This is a genomic window from Pseudomonas sp. EA_35y_Pfl2_R5 (genome assembly GCF_963970805.1).
Classification (GTDB): domain Bacteria; phylum Pseudomonadota; class Gammaproteobacteria; order Pseudomonadales; family Pseudomonadaceae; genus Aquipseudomonas.
The window spans coordinates 45,108-65,323 of record NZ_CAXAOW010000016.1 but is presented as its reverse complement, the minus strand read 5'-3'; the positions used below and the strand labels follow the sequence as shown (position 1 = coordinate 65,323).

Here is a 20,216-nt window from a genome sequence, read left to right as displayed (position 1 = left end):
AAAAAAAGATGCGCGATGATAACAAAGCTGCACGCTTTTGCAGTGGGTTGCGCTTTTACATGAATCTAGCTCATGTTCGCGGATTGGCCTTGGTCAGCCGGCGCCAGCTAGAATCGGCGCTTAAGCCATTCTAGAGATGTTTCCATGGTCTGCCGCTTACTGCTTGGCATGTGTTTGTTGTTCATCGGCTCATTACAGGCGGCTGAACCCATTTCCTACAGCCGTGATATCCAACCGATTTTTACCAAGAACTGTGTGGCCTGCCATGCCTGCTACGACGCGGCCTGTCAGCTCAACCTGGGCAGTGGTGATGGCGTGCAACGCGGTGCCAGCAAGGCCACGGTGTACAACGGCACGCGCACCCAGGCGCAGGCCACCACGCGCTTGTTTGTCGATGCTCATAGCCCGGCTGCCTGGCAGCGCAAGGGTTTTACCTCGGTGCTGGACGCACAGGGCAGTCAGGCTGCGTTGCTGGCGCGCATGCTCGAGTTGGGCCATCAGCAACCGTTGGCTGCCAATAGCAAGCTGCCTGCGGAGCTGGATATCAGTATCGACCGGGTCAACCAATGTCCGTTGCCGCAGGAGTTTGAAGCGTTTGCCCGCAATAATCCGCAAGCCGGTATGCCGTTCGCGGTGACCGGTATGGGCGAGGCCGACTATCAGACGCTGCGGTCTTGGTTGGAGCAGGGCGCGCTGGTCGATCAGCAAGCGTTGCAGGCCAGCACAGCCGAGGCGCAGCAGATCGCCACCTGGGAAACCTTTATGAACGCCCCCGGCGCCCGCGAGGCGCTGGTATCGCGCTGGCTCTATGAGCATCTGTTTCTTGCCCACCTGCATTTTGCCGATGGCGAGCCGGGACATTTCTTTCAAATGGTGCGCTCGCGTACGCCCAGCGGTAAGCCGGTGGATATCATCGCCACGCGCCTGCCCAATGAGGACCCCGGCAACCAGTTCTATTACCGCCTCACGCCGGTGCAGGGCGTTATCGTGCACAAGACTCACATCACTTATGGGCTGAGTGCGGCAAAGCTGGCGCGGATTAAAGAGCTGTTTTTCGCCACCGATTGGCAGGCGGATGCGGTGCCGGGCTATGGCGTCCTGCGCCGCGCCAACCCATTCGAGACCTTTGCCGCGATTCCGGCGCAGGCGCGTTACCAATTTATGCTGGATAACGCCGAATACTTCGTGCGCACCTTTATTCGCGGCCCGGTGTGCCGCGGGCAGATCGCCACCGATGTGATTCGCGATAACTTTTGGGCGGTGTTCCAAGACCCGCAGCACGATCTGTATATCACCGACCCCGAGTATCGCGATCAAGCCAAGGAGCTGCTGGCCATGCCTGGGCAGCAGGACAGCATTGGTGACTTGATCGGCCTGTGGCGTACCTACCGTGACAAGCGTAATCAGTACGAAGCGCTGCGCATGCAGCGCTATGCCGATACGCCTGCGCCGAGCTGGTCGCATATCTGGGCCGGTAACGACAACGCGCTGCTGTCGATCTTTCGCCAGCATGACAGTGCGTCAGTGCGTAAAGGTCTGATTGGCGAAGTGCCGCAAACCCTCTGGTGGCTGGATTTTCCGTTGTTGGAGCGCACCTATTACCAACTGGTGGTGAACTTCGATGTGTTCGGTAACGTGTCACACCAGGCGCAGACGCGGTTGTATTTCGATTTGATCCGCAATGGTGCCGAGGTCAACTTCCTGCGTTTGATGCCGGCCGAATCGCGCCAGGGCTACCTGGATGATTGGTACCAGAGCAGCGGCAAACTCAAGGCCTGGCTGGACTATCAGGCTATCGACCGTGATAGCCCGAGCGCCTTGCAGCTGCCAGGCAGTGAGCCCAAAGGCAGTTTTGTCGAAGCCCTGCTGGCCCGTTATGGCAGCCTCAATGCACGTCCAGACCCGATCAACCGCTGTACTGGTGCGCATTGCCACCGCTCGGGGCTGGACGCCGAATTGCAGCGCGCCGAACAATCGCTGAGCCGTCTGACCGGCAAACCAGGTGGCACGCTCAAGGTGATCAAGCAACTGCCGGAGGCAACGTTGCTGCGCCTGGAAATGGCCAATGGTCAGCGCGAGGTCTACAGCCTGCTACGCAACCGTGCGCACACCAACGTGGCCTTTATGCTCGGTGAGGAGCTGCGCTACCAGCCTGGGTTGGATACCTTGACGGTGTACCCGGGCGTGCTTAGCAGCTACCCGAACTTTATCTTCAATATCCAGATTGAGCAGGCGGCGGAGTTTGTTACGGCGCTGGAGCAGGCGCGCGATGCAAAAGCCTTCGAGAAAGTCGTCGAGCGTTGGGGTATTCGCCGTACACACCCAGAGTTCTGGCGCTACTTCCACGATATGTCGACATATATCCAGCAAACCGAACCGCTGGAAGCCGGCGTGCTGGATATGAACCGCTACGAGAATCTGTAGGGGTTGGAGGAGGATAGGCAGCAAGCCGCCGGGAGCGGCTGCTGCCTGGTGCTCAGGCTAGCGGTTAAAGCGTTCTACCAGCGCGTACTGGCCCTGCGCGGTTGCCGTCAGGGCTTCGCTGAGCAGAGCGGTGTCATGCGCTTCGCCGGCGGTTTGGTCGGCCAGTTGGGCGATGGTGGTGATACTGCGATTGACCTCATCGGCCACTGCGCTTTGCTCCTCGGCAGCGGCGGCGATCTGGTTGGCCATGTCGGTGATATTGGCTACCGCATCACTGATGCCGGCCAGAGCCTCATCCGCTTGCTGCACGCGCTCAACCCCTTCGTCGGCTTGTTTGCGGCCAACTTCCATGGTCAGCACCGCTTCTTCGGCGGTGCGCTGCAGCTTGGCGATCAACTGGTGAATCTGCCCGGTGGATTCGGCGGTGCGCTGCGCCAATGAACGTACTTCATCGGCGACTACGGCGAAGCCACGACCCATTTCACCAGCGCGTGCAGCCTCGATGGCGGCGTTGAGGGCGAGCAAGTTGGTCTGGTCGGCGATGCCTTTGATCACATCGACCACGCCGCCGATCTCATTGCTGTCCTGGGCCAGGCGGGTCACCGTTTCACCGGTATCACCGACCGATTGCGACAGGCGCTGAATGGCCAGGCGGGTTTCGCTGGCAATGCCACGGCCGGCGCTGGTCAGGCGGTTGGCATCCTGGGTGGCGATGGCGGTGCGGGCCACGTTGCTCGCGACTTCCAGGGTAGTGGCGGCCATTTCATTGATGGCCGTGGCCACCTGGTCAGTTTCGCTGCGCTGGCGCTCAAGCCCGGCGGAGCTGTTGTGTGCGAGGCTGTCGGCCTGTTTGGCTTGCTGGGTGAGCTGCTCGGCGGTGTCCTGCAGGCGGGTCAAGCAGGTTTTCAGGCGGGCCTCCTGGCTGAGAATGGACATCTCCAGGCGGCCCTGGGCACCGCGGCTGTCGGTGTACATCTGCGCAATCAGCGGGTCGGAAGTGGTCTGGTCGGCCAGGCGCAGCAGGCGCTTGAGGCCGCGTTGTTGCCAGTTCAACCCGGCCAGTCCCAGTGGCACCGACAAACCGGCGGCGATGGCAAAGCCCCAGCTGGAGTCGAGCCATACGCCGATCAGAAAGCCGACCTGGCTGACCAGGATAAACGGCAACCAGTCCTGCACTATTGGCAGCCAGCGATCACTGTTGGGGATCGCCGATTTGCCACTGTTGATACGTTGATACAGCGCCTCGGCGCGACGTACCTGCTCGGTAGTCGGCTTTACCCGTACTGATTCGTAGCCCACCACCTGATTGTTTTCCGTTACTGGCGTGACGTAGGCGTTGACCCAGTAATGATCACCGTTCTTGCAGCGGTTCTTGACGATGCCCATCCATGGGCGGCCCTTCTTCAGGGTGTCCCACATATGCTGGAACACGGCTGCAGGCACGTCCGGGTGGCGCACCAAGTTGTGCGGCGCACGAAGCAGCTCATCGTGACTAAACCCGCTGATCTCGACAAAGGCGTCGTTGCAGTAGGTGATCTGGCCTTTGAGGTCGGTGGTGGAGATCAGGCGTTGTTGCGCGGGGAAGGTGCGCTCGCGTTGGGTAATGGGTTGGTTATTGCGCATGGTGCTGGCATTCCTTTGGTCGATGTCAGGTAATCGGCCGCTTGAGTCTGAAATTTAATAATCAGTTCAACGATAAGGCCCGCCTCAACGGGCCGCGATCAACTGGCGCAGCACGTAGTGGAGGATGCCGCCGGCCTTAAAATACTCCACTTCATTGAGGGTATCGATGCGGCATACGACTTCGAAGCTCTCACGGCTGCCGTCCTCGCGCAGGATGTCCAGGGACAGGGGCATTGAGGGGTGCAGCTCGACACCATCCAGGCCGCATATATTGAGTATTTCCCTACCGTTGAGCTGCAGGGTTGTGCGGTTTTGCCCGGGCTTGAACTGCAATGGCAGCACGCCCATGCCGACCAAGTTGGAGCGGTGGATGCGCTCGAAGCTTTCCGCGAGCACCGCCTTGATGCCCAGCAGGTTGGTGCCCTTGGCGGCCCAGTCGCGGCTCGAGCCTGTGCCGTATTCCTTACCGGCAATCACCACTAGCGGCGTGCCTTGTTCCTGATAACGCATGGCCGCGTCGTAGATCGCCAATTGCTCGCCGCTGGGCACGTGTAAGGTGTTGCCGCCTTCCTCGCCGTTGAGCATTTCATTGCGGATGCGGATATTGGCAAAGGTGCCGCGCATCATCACATGATGGTTGCCGCGGCGTGAGCCGTAGGAGTTGAAGTCTGCAGGTGCGACACCGTGTTCACGTAAGTAGCGGCCGGCAGGGCTGTCTGCCTTGATGTTGCCGGCCGGCGAGATATGGTCGGTGGTCACCGAGTCGCCGAGCAGGGCGAGGATGCGTGCCTGATGGATATCGCCGATATGCGGCGGCGCCTCGTTGATGGCCTCGAAAAACGGCGGATGCTGGATGTAGGTGGAGTCGGCCTGCCAGGCATAAGTGTCGGTGTGCGGCACCTGGATCGCTTGCCAGTGCTCATCGCCGGCAAACACTTCGGCATATTCCTTATGAAACATTGCGGTATCGACCTTCTGAATCGCCTCGGCGATTTCCGCCTGGCTTGGCCAGATATCGCGCAGGTACACCGGCTCACCGCTGCTATCGATACCCAGAGGGTCTTTGCTCAGATCCAGGCGCACACTGCCGGCCAGGGCATAAGCCACCACCAGTGGCGGCGAGGCCAGCCAGTTGGTTTTCACCAGCGGATGCACGCGGCCTTCGAAGTTGCGGTTGCCGGAAAGTACCGAGGCCACTGTTAGGCTGTGTTGCTGGATCGCCTGTTCGATGGGGGGGAGCAGCGGTCCGGAATTGCCGATGCAGGTGGTGCAGCCGTAACCGACCAGGTTGAAGCCCAGGCGGTCGAGGTACTGAGTCAGATCGGCTGCCTTGAAGTAGTCGGTGACCACCTTGGAGCCCGGTGCCAGGGAACTCTTGACCCAGGGTTTGCGCTGCAGACCTTTCTCGCAGGCCTTTTTCGCCAGCAGGCCGGCGGCCATCATCACACTGGGGTTGGACGTGTTGGTGCAGGAGGTGATGGCGGCGATCACCACCGCACCGTTGCGCAGTCTGTGGGTTTCGCCTTCGTACTCATACTCGTATGCCTCACAAGATTCATCGCTGCCGATGGCTGTGCCGCCACCGCCTTCACTGAGCAGGCGACCTTCTTCCTTGGTGGTGGGTTTGAGCTGTAGGCCGACGAAGTCGTCGAAGGCCTGTTTGACCTGGGGCAGGGTAACCCTGTCTTGCGGGCGCTTCGGTCCGGCCAGGCAGGCTTCGACGCTGTTCATGTCCAGGCTCAGGCTGTCGCTGAATACCGGCTCCTGGCCCTGCTCGCGCCATAGGCCCTGAGCCTTGCAGTAGGCCTCGACCAGTTTCACCGTCTGCTCGGGGCGACCGGACAGGCGCAGATAGCGAAGGGTGATTTCATCGACCGGGAAGAAGCCGCAGGTGGCGCCGTATTCGGGAGCCATATTGGCGATGGTCGCGCGATCCGCCAGGGGCAGCTCGGCCAGGCCGTCGCCGTAGAACTCGACGAACTTGCCGACGACGCCCTTGCTGCGCAGCATCTGCGTGACATTTAACACCAGGTCGGTGGCGGTGATACCTTCGCGCAGCTTGCCGCTGAGCTTGAAGCCGATTACTTCGGGGATCAGCATTGACACCGGCTGGCCGAGCATCGCTGCTTCCGCCTCAATGCCGCCGACGCCCCAGCCGAGTACGCCGAGGCCGTTGATCATGGTGGTGTGCGAGTCAGTGCCGACCAGGGTGTCGGGAAAGGCGAAGGTCTGGCCGTTTTCTTCCTGGGTCCACACGGTGCGGCCAAGGTATTCCAAATTGACCTGATGGCAGATACCGGTGCCTGGCGGCACTACGCTGAAATTGTCGAAAGCGTGCTGGCCCCAGCGCAGAAAGGCGTAGCGCTCGCCGTTTCGCTGCATCTCGATAGTGACGTTCTCGCCGAAGGCCGCGTAGCTGGCGAATTTATCCACCATTACCGAATGGTCGATCACCAGATCCACCGGCGACAGCGGGTTGATCTTCTGCGGGTCGCCGCCAGCTTTGGCCATGGCATCGCGCATGGCGGCCAGGTCGACTACCGCCGGTACGCCGGTAAAGTCCTGCATCAAGACCCGGGCGGGGCGGTACTGGATTTCGCGCTCCGAACTGCGGGTTTTCAGCCAATCGGCCATGGCTTGCAGGTCGTTGCCGGTGACGGTTTTACCATCCTCCCAGCGCAACAGATTCTCTAGCAGCACTTTTAACGACATCGGCAAACGGTCGATATTACCGAGGGACTTGGCGGCTTCGAGAAGGCTGAAGTAGTGGAAGGTCTGGCCCTCTACATCAAGGCTGCGGCGGCTGTTCAGGCTGTCTAAGGAAGGCATTGCGCGTCTCCTGGGGCTTGTCACGGTGCAAGCCGAGTTGTTTGCAACAGAGTCTTAAACTAGCTCTGTTTGGTGATTGCTGCCCTTTAACTGGACAGGTTGCAAGCGCTGAGGGTTCCCGACTCGGCTATGATGCGCGCCTTGAGGAGAGTCCCTATGAATACCTTGCTACTGCACTGCCGGCCCGGTTTTGAAAACGAGGTGTGTGCGGAGATTGCCGAACATGCGGCGCGCCTGGATGTTGCCGGTTACGCCAAGGCCAAGCCCAGCACCGCCTGCGCCGAATTTATCTGCACCGAGGACGATGGTGCCGAGCGCCTGATGCGCGGTGTGCGTATCAATCAGCTGATCTTTCCACGGCAGTGGGCGCGTGGGGTATTTATCGACTTGCCGGAGCTGGATCGCATCAGCGTGCTGCTTGCCCATCTGACAGGCTCGCCGGTATTCGGCAGCCTGTGGCTGGAAGTGCTGGATACCAACGATGGCAAGGAACTGTCGAACTTCTGCAAGAAATTCGAGGCACCACTGCGCAATGCCCTGAGCAAAGCCGGCAAACTGGTCGAGGATGCGCACAAGCCGCGTCTGCTGCTGACCTTCAAGAGCGGTCGCGAGGTGTTTGTCGGCATGGCCGAAGCGAACAACTCGGCGATCTGGCCCATGGGCATTCCACGTTTGAAGTTCCCCCGCGAGGCGCCGAGCCGCTCGACCCTCAAGCTGGAAGAGGCCTGGCACACCTTTATCCCGCGCGAGCAATGGGATGAGCGTCTATCGGATGAGATGACCGGGGTCGATCTGGGCGCCGCGCCGGGTGGCTGGACCTATCAGCTGGTCAAACGCGGCATGCTGGTCACCGCCATCGACAACGGGCCGATGGCCGAAAGCCTGATGGATAGCGGTTTGGTAACCCATTTGATGGTCGACGGCTTCACCTGGAAGCCCAAACATCCGGTTGACTGGATGGTTTGCGACATTGTCGAAAAACCCGCGCGCAGCGCTGCCTTGCTGGAAGCCTGGATCGGTGAGGGTCACTGCCGTGAGGCGGTGGTCAACCTCAAGTTGCCGATGAAGCAGCGCTACGCCGAAGTGCGCCGCCTGCTGCAACGCCTGGAAGACGGCTTCGCCGAGCGCAAGATCAAGGTCGCGATTGCCTGCAAGCAGCTCTATCACGACCGTGAGGAAGTGACCTGCCACCTGCGTCGCTTAAGCAAATAGCTTCAATGTTTGGCCAGTGTAGGGTGGATGACGTTTTACCCATCCACCAACATCGATGGTGGATGAAAACGGCGTCATCCACCCTACATAGCGCCGCAGCTGATCCTATGCTGTCTACTTTTCAACTAGCTGTTGCAAGAGTGGCAGCAGGCGCGGCAGTTCGAGCGTCCCTTGCAGGGTGCTGCTGGAGAGCTGCCAGGAGCTGTTAAGCAGGTATTGGCCGCTAAAACCGCTGATACGCAAACCCAAGGTGTCGCCCGGTTGCAGCTGTGCGCTGACGGCCGCCAGTTCGGTGCTGGCCTGGCCGTTTAGCGGGGTGACTTGCTCGCTCAGCACCTCACTAGTGCCGTTGGCGCGTTTGACCACCAAGGCGGCAAACAGCGTCGGCAACTGTGCGGCGTTTTCCAGATGTACGCGCGGCACGCCGACCAGGGCGCTGCTCCTCTGTACCTGTTGCAGCGGGATAAAGCGCGATGGTTGCAGCAGCCCGCTGCTAAGCGGCCGGATCACGGTGGCCGGTAGCGCGATCCGCTGGTTGGTAGGCAGTTGCTGCAAGGCCAGGCCCTGATCCAGATTAAGGCTGACGCAGAACTCGGGAATGCTCGCGGCCACGCCCTTGCGCCCGCGTAGTTTGTCTTCGTACCAGCTGACGATGCTCTGGTAGAGGTTGATCGCCCGGCCATCGCAGTGCAGCACCGCTTCGTTGTTGAACGGCGGCAGGCCACTCCAGTGTTGCAGCGGCGGCGGCAGGATATGCCCGCCTTGCATGCCGAGCAGGCGTACGTCGCGCTCACCTTGTTGCAGGCAATCACGAATCGCCAGGCCCTGGTTGAGCGGGAACAGGGTGTCGCGCATGCCCTGAATCAGCAGAGCATCGGCATGCGGACGCTGACCGCGTGCGCAGTAGCTGGTCAGGCTGTGAGCCTTGAGTTCGGCGCGCACCGCTTCACGCATACGGCCGTCGGCGCTTTTCAGGTAAGGCGCCTGAACGAACTTACCCAGGTCATAACCGGTCGACAGGCCCAGGCTGAGCAGCACACCGGTCCAGCCGACTTTCATATGGCTGTCCGGGGCCAGGGCTTCGCTGAGGTCGTACCAGGTGGCAATCGGCACAATAGCGTCGATACGTGGATCGGTCGCGGAGGCCAGTAGCTGCACGGCGCCGCCATAGCTTTCACCGAGCATGCCGACCTTGGGGTCATTCGGTGCGTCCATGCTAAGGCGCGGCAAATTGGCTGCAGCCCAGTCTATTACCGCCAGTGCGTCCTGCACCTCGTACTCGGGATTCATCATTTCGATATCGCCATCGCTGCCGCCCCAGCCGCGCTGGTCGTAGCTGATCACCCAGTAACCGGCCTGCCAGGCTTTAATTGCAGCGCGGCCGGACATCATGCGAGTGCCGTAGAAACCGTTCGGTCGGGTGACGCGCCAGCCGCCCCAGCCATGGGTATGCACAATCACCGGCGCCTGTTCGCCCACTTTGAGCGCGGGTTGGAACACCGTGGCCGACAATCGGGTGCCGTCGCGACCATAAATTACCGCGTCGAAATAGGTCGCAGGCAGGTCCTGCTGCGCGCTGGCGCTGAAATCCGGTAGTTGATCGCGGGCGGCGCAGCCGCTGAGTAGCAGGACGGCGAAGAGCAGGGCAAGGCGCATAAATGGCTCTTATTGGACGGGTTGGCGCTGCGCAGCCTGCCTGATCAGGACGTGGCTGCCTGCCCATCCAAGGTTGTGTTGACCTGTTGTCGGGCCAGCATCGGTACACAGCAGTTTTCCATCAGGGCTAGATGACCTGGGGGTCAACTTTGCGCGAGAATAGCGGCCTGCTACTGGAGCCCGCCGATGTCTTTGCAAACCACCGCCATTCCCGATGCCACCCTTGATGCCACCGGACTCAACTGCCCCGAGCCGGTGATGATGTTGCACAACAAGGTGCGCGACCTGCAGGCCGGTGGCCTGCTCAAGGTGATTGCTACCGATCCCTCGACCCGCCGCGATATTCCCAAGTTCTGTGTGTTTCTCGGCCATGAACTGGTGGAGCAGGCTGAGGACGGTGCGACCTATCTGTACTTGATCCGCAAGAAGTTCGATTAATGCCAGACGATGTGAGCACTACTGCGCTCGACCATGCTGCGTTAAAAACAGCCTCGGACGTTCATTTACAGCCAGTAAACTCGGCGTCCTCGCCTGTTTTTGCCTTGCCTGGCCTTCGCTCGTTACATGCTCACAGCGCCTGGGACAACTGGTACTTCGCCTACGGCTCGAATATGAACCCGGCACGCATGCAGGCCCGTGGCCTGACGGTGCTGGAGGCATTACCTGGGCATCTGCCGGGTTACAGTCTGTGCTTTAACAAACGCGCGGCGGACCGTGCACCGGGGCGGGCTTACGCCAATATTCGCCACCAGCACGGCAGCGTAGTGGAGGGCGTGCTCTATCGCCTGCAGGACGCTGGCGAGATCGCCAAGCTGGATCACTTCGAAGGCACGCCTATCTATTACAGCCGTGAGCGCCTGACGATTGTCGCAGCCCATGGCCTACAGCCAGCCTGGGTGTATATCGCCAACCCGGCCTTTCGCGCAGAGGGCCTGCTACCCAGCGCCGATTACCTGGCCCATCTGTTGGCGGGGCGCGAGCTGTTGTCCGAGGCCTACTGGTCGGCGCTATCGGCGTTGGCGTTCCACCCCGACTGACCGGGAGCCAGGCCGCAGCTATTTAGCAACTCCTGCCAGCTGCGCACATGGCGTGCAGTCGCCTGCTGAAAATCCGCCCATAACGAAGTCTCTGGGCCGCTCAGGCGTTGCAGGTACTGACGGGTTGCGGGCGGTATCTGCGTCACCTCGCTGAGGGCACGCAAGCTTCTGCTCCAGGCCTGCCCTTGTTGATCCACCTGCGCCAGATAGGGTTGCAGGCTGCCGGCGTAATACTTAACGAAGATGTTTTGCACAATACGCCCGCGCTCGGTGGCCTTGCCTGTTGGGCAGAGCGGCCGCTGTTCTTGGCGGCTTTCTAACATATCGCTGCCTTGATTAAGGTTATGGGTCAGGCTGACCAGGCTGCTGATCAGCTGGCCGCCCTGATCGCTGGCATGCAAGGCGAAAAACAGCGGATCAAGCTGTTCGCCACTCGGCGGCAATGTGGCGGGCAGGGCGCGGCCGAGTGTGGCCAACTGCGCCAGGGCATCCAGAGCGGCGTTATCTTCACCAGCGTTTGGCGGCAAAGTTTGCTCGGCAAAGCGCAAGTAGCGCTCAAATTCCGGGCTGGCATTCAAGGCATTCCAGAACACGTCGGGCAGTTGCCCGCGTTTATCGGCAGCCAACTGGTCAAGAGTGCCGAGCAGTGGATCTTGATTCTCCCTGCGCAGGTGTTCGCGGCAGGCATCAATCGCGCGCAACAGATCACCTTCGTAAGCCAGGCGACTGCTGGGCGTCAGCTGTTTGCCCAGGCTGTTATTGCGCAGGCTGATCTGTTGTTGCAAGGCCGGGCACCGGCGGATCTCGACCAGCAGCTCAAGCAGGCTGATGCGCACTTCGGCAATATTCAGCAGACGCTCACGGCGGGCTGGCAGGCGGTAACGGGTCAGCTCGGCAGAGTCGAAAGCGGTTGCCGATTCGACGTCCAGAGCATTGCTCAAACGCTGCAGGTAATCGGCCTGCAGCGCCAGCCCATCATCGGCTGGGGTGCAGGCGCACAGGCAAAGTGCAGTAATCAGAAACAGCAGGCGAGCATTCATCAGGCCATCTTAGCGGCTCGAATACGTTTGCGTGCGCTGCCTGCCAAGCGCACGGCGAGCATGCCGCCGGCGCAGGTCAGGCCAACCACCAAGCCTTGCCAGAGTCCGCTGGGGCCACTGGGTTCGCCGAACCAATCGGTAAGCCCAAGCGTGTAGCCCACCGGCAAACCGATGCCCCAATAGGCAAACAGGGTCAGAATCATGGTGACCCGGGTGTCCTGATAGCCGCGCAGTGCCCCGGCGGCGGTGACCTGAATCGCATCGGAGAATTGAAACAGTGCGGTGTACACCAGCAACGTCGTGGCTACAGCGATCACGGCCGTGTCTGGGGTATAGATTTGCGCAATCTGTTCGCGCAGCAGCAACATCAGACTGGCGGACAGGCATGCATAGCCCAGTGCTGCCGCCATGCTCACCCCAGCAGCAAAGCGTGCTTCGCGTGCCTCGCCGCGGCCCAGCGCCTGGCCGACGCGCACGGTGGCGGCCATGCCCAGGGAGTAGGGGATCATAAACACCATGGAGCTGAAGTTGAGGGCGATCTGGTGACCGGCCACCACGGTGGCACCCAGGCCGCCGATCAGCAGTGCAATCACCGCGAATATGCTCGACTCAGCAAACACCGCAATGCCAATCGGCAGGCCGACCGAGAGCAAGCGCTTGAGCACCGGCCACTGCGGCCATTCGAAATGGCTAAAGATTTTGCTCGGCTGATAAAACGGTGCCCACCTCACCCACCAGAGCATGCTCACAAACATAAACACCATGACCAGAGCTGTGGCCCAGCCGCAGCCGACGCCGCCCATGGCCGGCAGGCCGAGCTTGCCGTAGATAAAGATGTAATTGAGCGGGATGTTTAGCGCCAACCCACACAGACCGAAGACCATGCTCGGCCGGGTATGCCCCAAGCCATCGCTGAAGCAACGCAGCACGTGGTACAGCGCCACGGCCGGGAAGCCACACGCCACCGCGCGCAGGTAGCCCATGGCCGGTTTGATCAACGCGGGGTCGACGTTCATCAGGGTAAGGATGATTTCCGCATTCCACAGCATCACCGCCGCCGCGATGCCCACCGCCAGGGCCAACCACAGCGCCTGGCGCACCAACGGACCAATCTCGGTATGCGCACCTGCGCCAAAGCGCTGCGCGACCTTGGGTGTGGTGGCCAGCAGAACTCCGGTCATCAGCAGAAAAACCGGCACCCAGATCGAATTGCCCAGCGCCACGGCGGCCAGATCCTGCGGGCTGACCCGGCCGGCCATCACGGTGTCGACGAAGCCCATGGCAGTGTTGGCCAACTGGGCAATGATGATCGGCGTCGCGAGCTTCAGCAGGCCGTAAAGTTCGGTGCTGGCGCGTTGCAAGCGGGTTTGGGCAAGCATGGAGGGGTATCCGGCAGGGTGTCGGGAAACCGCGCAGTCTACGCCTTGACAGGGTGGTCAGGAATCCTAAAGGCGACATCTTTAAGCAATTGCTGATTGGAGGCGCAGCGTCCTAGCCAACCGCATATGTCAGGTTAGAATGCCCGCCTGATTTACGGAGCCTGCTATGCGCATAGTCGCCGATGAAAATATCCCTCTGCTTGACGAATTCTTTGCCGGTTTTGGTGAAGTTCGCCGCCTGCCCGGCCGCAGCATCGATGCAACTGCTGTCGCCGATGCCGACTTGCTGCTGGTGCGTTCGGTGACCCAGGTGAATCGCATGCTGCTCGAAGGGTCGGCGGTTAAATTTGTTGGCACCTGCACCATCGGCACCGACCATCTGGACCTCGACTACTTCCAGCAGGCTGGTATCACCTGGGCCAGTGCGCCGGGCTGCAATGCCCGTGGCGTGGTCGACTATGTGCTGGGCAGCCTGCTGGTATTGGCCGAGCAGCAGGGTGTCGACCTGGCCAGTCGCACATACGGGGTAATCGGTGCTGGGCAGGTTGGCAGTCGTCTGCTTAAGGTGCTGCGTGGTCTGGGCTGGCGTGTGCTGGTCTGCGATCCGCCGCGTCAGGCCGCTGAGGGTGGTGATTTCGTCAGTTTGCAGCAGGTGTTGGAGCAGTGCGATGTGATCAGCCTGCATACGCCACTTGAACGCATCGGCGAGCATGCCACTCACCATCTATTCGATGCTGCGCGCTTGGCAGCATTGACGCCAGGCAGTTGGCTGATCAACGCCAGCCGTGGCGCGGTGGTGGATAACCAGGCTTTGCTCGAGCTGTTGCCGCAACGCAGCGATCTGCAGGTGGTGCTGGATGTCTGGGAAGGCGAGCCGCTGGTGGATGTTGATCTGGCCGCGTTATGCCGCATCGCCACGCCGCATATTGCCGGTTACAGCCTCGACGGCAAGCTGCGCGGCACGGCGCAGATTTATCAGGCGCTGTGTCAACACCTGGGCGTGGCGCCCAGCGTTGAGCTGGAACAACTGATGCCAGCCGCCTGGCTGAGTGAGCTGATTATCGATGCCTGCGCCAATCCGGCCTGGGCCCTAGCTAGCATCTGCCGCGCGGTGTATGACCCGCGCCGCGATGATGCGGATTTTCGCCGGAGCCTGCAGGGCGATGCGGCAACGCGGCGTGCGGCTTTTGATGGCCTACGCAAACACTACCCAATGCGCCGGGAAATCGACGGGCTCAAGGTTTGTGTTAAGGGTGAAGCGCCGGCGTTGTTAAGCCTGGTGCAGGCGTTGGGCGCGAAGCTGAAGGGGTAGGGTGGATGGCGCGTTACTCATCCACCATCAGCGGCCTCAATGGTGGATGAAAAACGTCATCCACCCTACAAAAGGCATGCTTACTTGGCTTGAGGTTCTTCTTTTTGAGCTTTTTCCAGCGCGCTGCAGGCCTGCTGGATCATCTCTTCGGTGATCGGGATTTCGCGGCCCTGGGCGTCGATGACAAAGCCGCCTACCGGCATTGTGGTGGCTTTTTGCGAATTCTGTTGGTGGCTGTGCATGGCTTGTCTCCTCATCGGTTAGCGCGATTTTATGAGTGTTAGATGAAGGCGCTATGACAACTGCGACGGCAGAAAACCGCCGCAAGGCACAGGGCAAGTCAGCTTTGCAGGCACTGTGCCAGGGACAGGTAGGCATTGAGCAGGCAGTTATTGAATTAGAGGGTGTTATGGGGCTTTTCCATATTGGTCTGATCATCAACCCATTGGCTGGGCTGGGCGGCCCGGCGGGGTTCAAGGGCAGTGACGGCATGGCCGAACAGGCTCTGGCTCTGGGTGTCGAGGCCAAGTCGGCGTTGCGTACGCAAACGGCTCTTGAGGAGCTGCTACCACTGCGTGAGCGCCTGGAATTCGTCACCTTTCCCGGCGCCATGGGTGCGGATCTGTTGAGCGAGATGGGCTTTGTCCACCGCGTGGTCGGCGAATTGGGCGCAGCTCCAAGCAGCGCCGCCGATACCCGTCAGGCGGTTGAGTTGCTGCAGGATGCCGGCGTGGCGCTGATTCTGTTCGCTGGTGGCGATGGTACGGCGCGGGATATCTGCGCCGCAGTACGCGAAGGCCAGCCGGTGCTGGGGATACCGGCAGGGGTAAAGATTCAGTCCGGGGTTTACGCCATCAGCCCGCGCGCCGCCGGCGAATTGACTGCGCGACTGATTGAAGGCGGCTTGGTGCGCCTGAGCAGTGGCGAAGTGCGTGATATTGATGAAAACGCCTTGCGCGAAGGGCGCGTAACGGCGCGTTGGTACGGTGAACTGACGGTGCCGCAGGAAGGTGGCTATGTGCAACAGGTCAAGCAGGGCGGTATGGAGTCTGAAGAGCTGGTGCTGAATGATCTGGCTGACTGGTTACAGGACAGCTGGGAAACCGATGTGCGCTATGTGTTCGGCCCTGGTTCGACGCTGCATGGTTTGGCGCAGAACCTCGGCTTGCAGACCAGCTTGCTCGGCGTCGATGTGATCGAGAATGGTCAGCTACTGGCCAGCGATGTAACCGAAGCGCAGCTGTTTGAACTGATTGACGGCCATCCAGCGCGGCTGCTAGTGACTGCGATTGGTGGCCAGGGTCATATTATCGGTCGCGGCAACCAGCAGATCAGCCCACGGGTGCTGCGCGCTATAGGCTTGGACAACCTGCGGGTGGTCGCCACCAAACGCAAACTTGGCACGCTGGAGGGCCGGCCGCTGCTGGTCGACAGCGGTGATATAGCGTTGGACGATGTCTTTCCCGATGTAGTGCGCGTGTGGGCCGGTTATAAGGAAGAGCTGCTGTATCCCGTAGGCAAGTAGCCGCTGAACTATTAAGGAGATGTTATGCGGGCGATTCTGCTGTTCGCGTTGAGCATTCTGCTGAGCGTCCAGGCCTGGGCGCTGCAGGCCGATACCCTGGTCACGGCCGCCCGCGAGCAGGTCGGCGTAACCCTGAGCTACGATCCCGCCTATCGCCGCCTGAGTTACCCCAGTGGCGATGTGCCGCTCAATACCGGCGTGTGTACCGATGTGGTAATCCGCGCGCTGCGCCAGCAAGGCTTGGATTTGCAGCAGGCGGTGCATCAGGACATGCGCGCGAATTTTCGCCTGTATCCAAAGAACTGGGGGCTAAGCCGGCCCGACAGCAATATCGACCACCGCCGTGTGCCGAACCTGATGACCTGGTTTAAACGCCAGGGCTGGGGGCTACCAGTCAGCCAGGATGCGGCGGGCTACCGCGCCGGCGATATTGTCACCTGGGATCTGGGTGGCGGCCTGGCCCATATCGGCATTATCAGTGACCGCCAGGCCAGCAGCGGCGTGCCCCTGGTGCTGCACAATATCGGCCGCGGCACCCAGGAAGAGGACATTCTCTTCAGCTTTAAGATTACCGGTCATTACCGTATTCCCGCAGCCTGAGGGCTGTGCAGCAGGAGTTGGCTATGCAGGAGCAATCACAAACACCGCCACCGCTTATCCAGCCCGGCGAACGCGTGGTGCTGTTTGATGGGGTATGTAAGCTGTGCAACGGCTGGGCGAAGTTTCTGATTCGCCATGATACTGAGCAGCGCTTTCGCCTGGCTTCGGTGCAGTCTGAACAGGGCCAGGCGTTGTTGGCGTGGGGCGGTTTGCCGACCGAGCGCTTCGATACCATGGCGCTAATCGAGAATGGCCAGATGCTGCTGCGTTCGGATGCCGTGCTGCGTATCGTTGCGCAATTGCCCAGTCCATGGCGTTTTCTAGCGTGGCTGCGGCTGATTCCGCGTCCGCTGCGTGACTGGTGCTATGACCGTATTGCGTTAAATCGCTACCGGCTATTTGGTCGCTACGACAGTTGCCTGATACCCAGCGCCGACCATGCCCGGCGCTTTTTGCATGACTGATCCCCGTTTACAGCAGATCGCCTGGGGCGCGCGTATCGCCCTGGCCCTGGTGTTTATCTGGCACGGCCTGGTGCCGAAGATTCTCTGGTTGAGCCCGGATGAGCTGGCGATGATCCAGGCCCACGGCTTACCTGCCCCCGAGTGGGTGGCGCGCATCGCTGGTCTGGCGGAAATCATCCTGGGTTTATTGCTGCTGTGGCGGCGTCAGCGCTGGCCCTTGCTGCTAGCCGGCGTGCTGTTGATTGGGCTGCTGCTTGATGTAGCGCTATTCAGCCCCCATCTACTGCTGCAGGCGTTCAATCCGCTGAGCACCAACCTCGCCGCCCTGGCGCTGTGTTGGCTGGCCTGGCGGGCGGAAACGCCGCAATCGCCTCCTCATTAACGGGCGTCAGCGCCCCAGCGAGCCTCCATGCTTTCGATCCTGTCTTCTCGTCAGCGCAATGCCCTGCGTATGGCCTGGCGCTTTATTGCACCGTACCGTGGTCGCGTGTTCGGGGCCTTGCTGGCGCTGATGTTTACCGCCGCCATCACCCTGTCGATGGGCCAGGGCATCAAGCTGCTGGTCGACCAGGGCCTGGCGACCCAGTCGCCGGCGGCGCTGCAGCAGTCCATCGGGCTGTTCTTCGTGCTGGTGCTGGCGCTGGCCATTGGCACCTTTACCCGTTTCTACCTGGTGTCGTGGATTGGCGAGCGCTTTGTCGCCGATATCCGCAAGCGCGTGTTCAACCACCTGATCGAACTGCATCCGGGCTTTTATGAGAGCAACCGCAGCTCGGAGATTCAGTCACGGCTGACGGCCGATACCACGCTGTTGCAGTCGGTGATTGGCTCGTCGCTGTCGATGGCGCTGCGCAACGTGATCATGCTGGTGGGCGGCAGCGTGCTGTTGGTGGTCACTAACGCCAAGCTCAGCGGCATCGTGCTGATGGCGCTGCCGCTGGTGGTCGCGCCGATTCTGATTTTCGGCCGCCGCGTGCGTGCGCTGTCACGGCAGAGCCAGGATCGGGTGGCGGATGTCGGCAGCTATGTTGGCGAGGTGCTGGGGCAGATCAAGACCGTGCAGGCCTATAACCACCAAAATGAGGACAAGCGCCGTTTCGGTCTGTCCGCTGAGGCAGCCTTTGACACTGCGCGCCAGCGCATTGCCCAGCGTGCCTGGCTGATCACTGTGGTGATCGTGCTGGTGCTCGGTGCGGTGGGGGTGATGCTTTGGGTTGGCGGCATGGACGTAATTGCCGGGCGGATTTCCGGCGGTGAGTTGGCTGCCTTTGTGTTTTACAGCCTGATCGTCGGCTCGGCCTTTGGCACGCTGAGCGAGGTGATCGGTGAGCTGCAACGGGCTGCCGGTGCCGCCGAACGTATCGCCGAGCTGTTGCAGGCGCGCAATGAAATCACCCCGCCGGCTACGGATGCTTTGCACCTGACCCAGCCGGTGCAGGGCCGTATCGAGCTGCAAGAGCTGCGTTTCGCTTATCCGTCGCGCCCTGGCAGTTTTGCCGTGGATGGCATCGATCTGCAGGTCGCAGCGGGGGAAACCTTGGCGCTGGTCGGGCCGTCTGGCGCAGGTAAATCGACATTGTTTGATCTGCTGCTGCGCTTTTTTGACCCGCAGCAGGGCCGCATCCTGATTGATGGCGTGCCAATCCAGCAGCTTGATCCGCGCGAACTGCGCAGCAGCTTTGCCCTGGTGTCGCAGAACCCGGCACTGTTCTTCGGCTCGGTAGAGGACAATATCCGTTATGGCAAAACCAGCGCGACGCTGGCCGAAGTAGAGGCAGCGGCCAGGGCCGCCCATGCCCACGAATTCATCATGAAACTGCCGAATGGCTACCAGACTCATCTGGGGGACGCCGGGCTGGGCTTGTCCGGTGGACAGCGTCAGCGTCTGGCAATTGCTCGGGCATTGCTGGTGGATGCGCCGATTCTGCTGCTCGATGAGGCGACCAGTGCACTGGACGCCGAAAGCGAGCACTTGATTCAGCAAGCCTTGCCGCCACTGATGGAAGGGCGAACCACCCTGGTGATCGCCCATCGCCTGGCGACGGTCAAAAGCGCTGACCGCATCGCCGTGATCGAGCACGGCAAGCTGGCGGCTATCGGCAGCCACAGCGAGTTGGTCAGCAGTAGTCCGCTGTATGCGCGACTGGCCGAATTGCAGTTCAGCAGCGAGGCTGAAGCCTCGGTTTAAAGTGGTTTGGCTTTCGGTTTGATGGTTGCCGCCGCGCCCGCCGAGGCGAGGATGATGGCGCTGATCGCCAGCCATTGACTGAGGGTCAGGCGCTCGCTGAGGAACAGCAGACCGGAGAGGGCGGCAATCGCCGGCTCCATGCTCATCAGGACACTGAACGTGCGCGCGGGCAGGCGGGTCAGTGCGACCATTTCCAGGCTGTAGGGCAGGGCCGAGGAGAGTACCGCTACGCCGAGGGCGATGGGCAGCAGATCCACTGAAAACAAACCGCTGCCGGCTTGCCACAGGCCAATCGGAAACACCAGCAACGCGGCGACTATCGTACCCAGGGCGACGGTTTGTTTGCCGTGTTCAGCACCGGCTTTCTGTCCGAAGACGATATACAGCGCCCAGCACATCCCAGCGGCCAAAGCCAGGCCCATGCCGACCGGGTCCAGCGGTACAGCGCTTTGTCCGGTGGGCAATAACAGCCAGAGGCCGAAAACCGCCAGGGCAATCCAGATGAAATCCACCAGGCGACGTGACGATAACAGCGCCAGGCCCAGCGGCCCGGTAAATTCCAGGGCTACGGCAATGCCCAGTGGAATGGTTTTCAGCGAGAGGTAGAACAGCAGGTTCATGCCACCCAGCGACAGCCCGTAAGCCAGTAACGATCGGCTGGACTTCAGCGTCAGCTTGGCCTGCCAGGGTCGCATTAAGATGCACAGAATCAGCGCGCCGAGGCTCAGGCGCAGGGCCGTGGTGCCGCTGGCGCCAATTTCCGGAAACAAGCCTTTGGCCAGGGACGCACCGCTCTGGATTGAAGTCATGGCGATCAGCAGCAAAATGATCGGCAGGATCACCAGGGAGAATTGCGTTGAGCGCGGCATGGGCTGCTCCTTGTGGATTTTCTATCCATTAATAAAAAAGCCGGCCACTGGGGCCGGC

Annotated in this window: 17 protein-coding genes; 10 read left to right on the top strand and 7 right to left on the bottom strand. The window is 61.0% G+C overall.

Annotation, left to right across the window (positions count from 1 at the left end; translation table 11 throughout):
* Positions 1–144 precede the first annotated feature (144 nt).
* Positions 145–2,424 (top strand): fatty acid cis/trans isomerase, encoded by a 2,280-nt coding sequence (locus AACX99_RS19580; RefSeq protein WP_339414105.1) that lies wholly within the window; start codon positions 145–147, stop codon positions 2,422–2,424.
* 57 nt (positions 2,425–2,481) lie between these two features.
* Here the strand turns inward: AACX99_RS19580 and AACX99_RS19575 are convergent, their stop codons facing one another.
* Positions 2,482–4,047 (bottom strand): methyl-accepting chemotaxis protein, encoded by a 1,566-nt coding sequence (locus AACX99_RS19575; protein ID WP_339414104.1) that lies wholly within the window; start codon positions 4,045–4,047, stop codon positions 2,482–2,484.
* Between the two features lie 84 nt (positions 4,048–4,131).
* A complete protein-coding gene (gene acnA, locus AACX99_RS19570; RefSeq protein WP_339414103.1) occupies positions 4,132–6,876 on the bottom strand; it encodes an aconitate hydratase AcnA in 2,745 nt (914 codons plus the stop codon).
* 156 nt (positions 6,877–7,032) lie between these two features.
* Between acnA and rlmM the strand changes: the two genes are divergently transcribed.
* Positions 7,033–8,088 (top strand): 23S rRNA (cytidine(2498)-2'-O)-methyltransferase RlmM, encoded by a 1,056-nt coding sequence (gene rlmM / locus AACX99_RS19565; RefSeq protein WP_339414102.1) that lies wholly within the window; start codon positions 7,033–7,035, stop codon positions 8,086–8,088.
* 114 nt (positions 8,089–8,202) lie between these two features.
* Here rlmM and AACX99_RS19560 read toward each other — a convergent pair whose 3' ends face one another.
* Entirely contained in the window at positions 8,203–9,744 is a 1,542-nt protein-coding gene (locus tag AACX99_RS19560; protein WP_339414101.1) for an alpha/beta fold hydrolase, read from the bottom strand.
* Positions 9,745–9,930: 186 nt separating this feature from the next.
* Here AACX99_RS19560 and tusA point away from each other — a divergent pair, with 186 nt between their 5' ends.
* Positions 9,931–10,182 (top strand): sulfurtransferase TusA, encoded by a 252-nt coding sequence (gene tusA, locus AACX99_RS19555; protein WP_339414100.1) that lies wholly within the window; start codon positions 9,931–9,933, stop codon positions 10,180–10,182.
* A 104-nt stretch (positions 10,183–10,286) separates the two neighbouring features.
* Positions 10,287–10,781 carry a gamma-glutamylcyclotransferase family protein gene (locus AACX99_RS19550; RefSeq protein ID WP_339414099.1) on the top strand — a complete coding sequence of 165 codons (495 nt, stop codon included), beginning with the start codon at positions 10,287–10,289 and terminating at the stop codon, positions 10,779–10,781.
* On the opposite strand, the gene AACX99_RS19545 is transcribed toward AACX99_RS19550, so the two are convergent.
* Both AACX99_RS19545 and AACX99_RS19540 read right to left on the bottom strand, forming a co-directional pair.
* Entirely contained in the window at positions 10,739–11,821 is a 1,083-nt protein-coding gene (locus AACX99_RS19545; protein WP_339414098.1) for a DUF3080 family protein, read from the bottom strand. The two genes, AACX99_RS19550 and AACX99_RS19545, sit on opposite strands and share 43 nt — an antisense overlap.
* Positions 11,821–13,200 (bottom strand): MATE family efflux transporter, encoded by a 1,380-nt coding sequence (locus AACX99_RS19540; protein WP_339414097.1) that lies wholly within the window; start codon positions 13,198–13,200, stop codon positions 11,821–11,823. The genes AACX99_RS19545 and AACX99_RS19540 overlap by 1 nt, the downstream gene beginning before the upstream one ends.
* A gap of 166 nt (positions 13,201–13,366) precedes the next feature.
* Here AACX99_RS19540 and pdxB point away from each other — a divergent pair, with 166 nt between their 5' ends.
* The gene (pdxB, locus tag AACX99_RS19535) at positions 13,367–14,512 is read left to right on the top strand and encodes a 4-phosphoerythronate dehydrogenase PdxB (RefSeq protein ID WP_339414096.1); all 1,146 of its coding nucleotides are present in this window, start codon (positions 13,367–13,369) and stop codon (positions 14,510–14,512) included.
* Between the two features lie 80 nt (positions 14,513–14,592).
* Here pdxB and AACX99_RS19530 read toward each other — a convergent pair whose 3' ends face one another.
* Positions 14,593–14,769: a PA1571 family protein gene (locus AACX99_RS19530; protein WP_339414095.1), complete on the bottom strand. Its 177-nt coding sequence runs from the start codon at positions 14,767–14,769 to the stop codon at positions 14,593–14,595.
* A gap of 152 nt (positions 14,770–14,921) precedes the next feature.
* Here AACX99_RS19530 and AACX99_RS19525 point away from each other — a divergent pair, with 152 nt between their 5' ends.
* From AACX99_RS19525 to AACX99_RS19505, 5 genes are read left to right on the top strand one after another with little or no spacing between them, the layout of a single operon-like run.
* Positions 14,922–16,037 carry an ATP-NAD kinase family protein gene (locus AACX99_RS19525; RefSeq protein WP_339414094.1) on the top strand — a complete coding sequence of 372 codons (1,116 nt, stop codon included), beginning with the start codon at positions 14,922–14,924 and terminating at the stop codon, positions 16,035–16,037.
* Positions 16,038–16,061: 24 nt separating this feature from the next.
* A complete protein-coding gene (locus tag AACX99_RS19520) occupies positions 16,062–16,637 on the top strand; it encodes a DUF1287 domain-containing protein (protein WP_339414093.1) in 576 nt (191 codons plus the stop codon).
* A 23-nt stretch (positions 16,638–16,660) separates the two neighbouring features.
* A complete protein-coding gene (locus AACX99_RS19515; protein WP_339414092.1) occupies positions 16,661–17,101 on the top strand; it encodes a thiol-disulfide oxidoreductase DCC family protein in 441 nt (146 codons plus the stop codon).
* A complete protein-coding gene (locus AACX99_RS19510) occupies positions 17,094–17,483 on the top strand; it encodes a DoxX-like family protein (protein WP_339414091.1) in 390 nt (129 codons plus the stop codon). Before AACX99_RS19515 ends, AACX99_RS19510 begins: the two co-directional genes overlap by 8 nt.
* A gap of 27 nt (positions 17,484–17,510) precedes the next feature.
* Positions 17,511–19,289, top strand: a complete 1,779-nt coding sequence (locus AACX99_RS19505) for an ABC transporter transmembrane domain-containing protein (protein ID WP_339414090.1) — start codon at positions 17,511–17,513, stop codon at positions 19,287–19,289.
* Here the strand turns inward: AACX99_RS19505 and rhtA are convergent.
* A complete protein-coding gene (gene rhtA / locus AACX99_RS19500; protein ID WP_339414089.1) occupies positions 19,286–20,158 on the bottom strand; it encodes a threonine/homoserine exporter RhtA in 873 nt (290 codons plus the stop codon). The two genes, AACX99_RS19505 and rhtA, sit on opposite strands and share 4 nt — an antisense overlap.
* Positions 20,159–20,216 lie beyond the last annotated feature (58 nt).

What these genes read in the sequence shown, in the direction of transcription:
- AACX99_RS19580 (WP_339414105.1), top strand. Translation starts at nt 145, where the DNA reads ATGGTCTGCCGCTTACTGCTTGGCATGTGTTTGTTGTTCATCGGCTCA.
- AACX99_RS19575 (WP_339414104.1), bottom strand. Translation starts at nt 4,047, where the DNA reads ATGCGCAATAACCAACCCATTACCCAACGCGAGCGCACCTTCCCCGCG.
- acnA (WP_339414103.1), bottom strand. Translation starts at nt 6,876, where the DNA reads ATGCCTTCCTTAGACAGCCTGAACAGCCGCCGCAGCCTTGATGTAGAG.
- rlmM (WP_339414102.1), top strand. Translation starts at nt 7,033, where the DNA reads ATGAATACCTTGCTACTGCACTGCCGGCCCGGTTTTGAAAACGAGGTG.
- AACX99_RS19560 (WP_339414101.1), bottom strand. Translation starts at nt 9,744, where the DNA reads ATGCGCCTTGCCCTGCTCTTCGCCGTCCTGCTACTCAGCGGCTGCGCC.
- tusA (WP_339414100.1), top strand. Translation starts at nt 9,931, where the DNA reads ATGTCTTTGCAAACCACCGCCATTCCCGATGCCACCCTTGATGCCACC.
- AACX99_RS19545 (WP_339414098.1), bottom strand. Translation starts at nt 11,821, where the DNA reads ATGAATGCTCGCCTGCTGTTTCTGATTACTGCACTTTGCCTGTGCGCC.
- AACX99_RS19540 (WP_339414097.1), bottom strand. Translation starts at nt 13,200, where the DNA reads ATGCTTGCCCAAACCCGCTTGCAACGCGCCAGCACCGAACTTTACGGC.
- pdxB (WP_339414096.1), top strand. Translation starts at nt 13,367, where the DNA reads ATGCGCATAGTCGCCGATGAAAATATCCCTCTGCTTGACGAATTCTTT.
- AACX99_RS19530 (WP_339414095.1), bottom strand. Translation starts at nt 14,769, where the DNA reads ATGAGGAGACAAGCCATGCACAGCCACCAACAGAATTCGCAAAAAGCC.
- AACX99_RS19525 (WP_339414094.1), top strand. Translation starts at nt 14,922, where the DNA reads ATGGGGCTTTTCCATATTGGTCTGATCATCAACCCATTGGCTGGGCTG.
- AACX99_RS19520 (WP_339414093.1), top strand. Translation starts at nt 16,062, where the DNA reads ATGCGGGCGATTCTGCTGTTCGCGTTGAGCATTCTGCTGAGCGTCCAG.
- AACX99_RS19515 (WP_339414092.1), top strand. Translation starts at nt 16,661, where the DNA reads ATGCAGGAGCAATCACAAACACCGCCACCGCTTATCCAGCCCGGCGAA.
- AACX99_RS19510 (WP_339414091.1), top strand. Translation starts at nt 17,094, where the DNA reads ATGACTGATCCCCGTTTACAGCAGATCGCCTGGGGCGCGCGTATCGCC.
- AACX99_RS19505 (WP_339414090.1), top strand. Translation starts at nt 17,511, where the DNA reads ATGCTTTCGATCCTGTCTTCTCGTCAGCGCAATGCCCTGCGTATGGCC.
- rhtA (WP_339414089.1), bottom strand. Translation starts at nt 20,158, where the DNA reads ATGCCGCGCTCAACGCAATTCTCCCTGGTGATCCTGCCGATCATTTTG.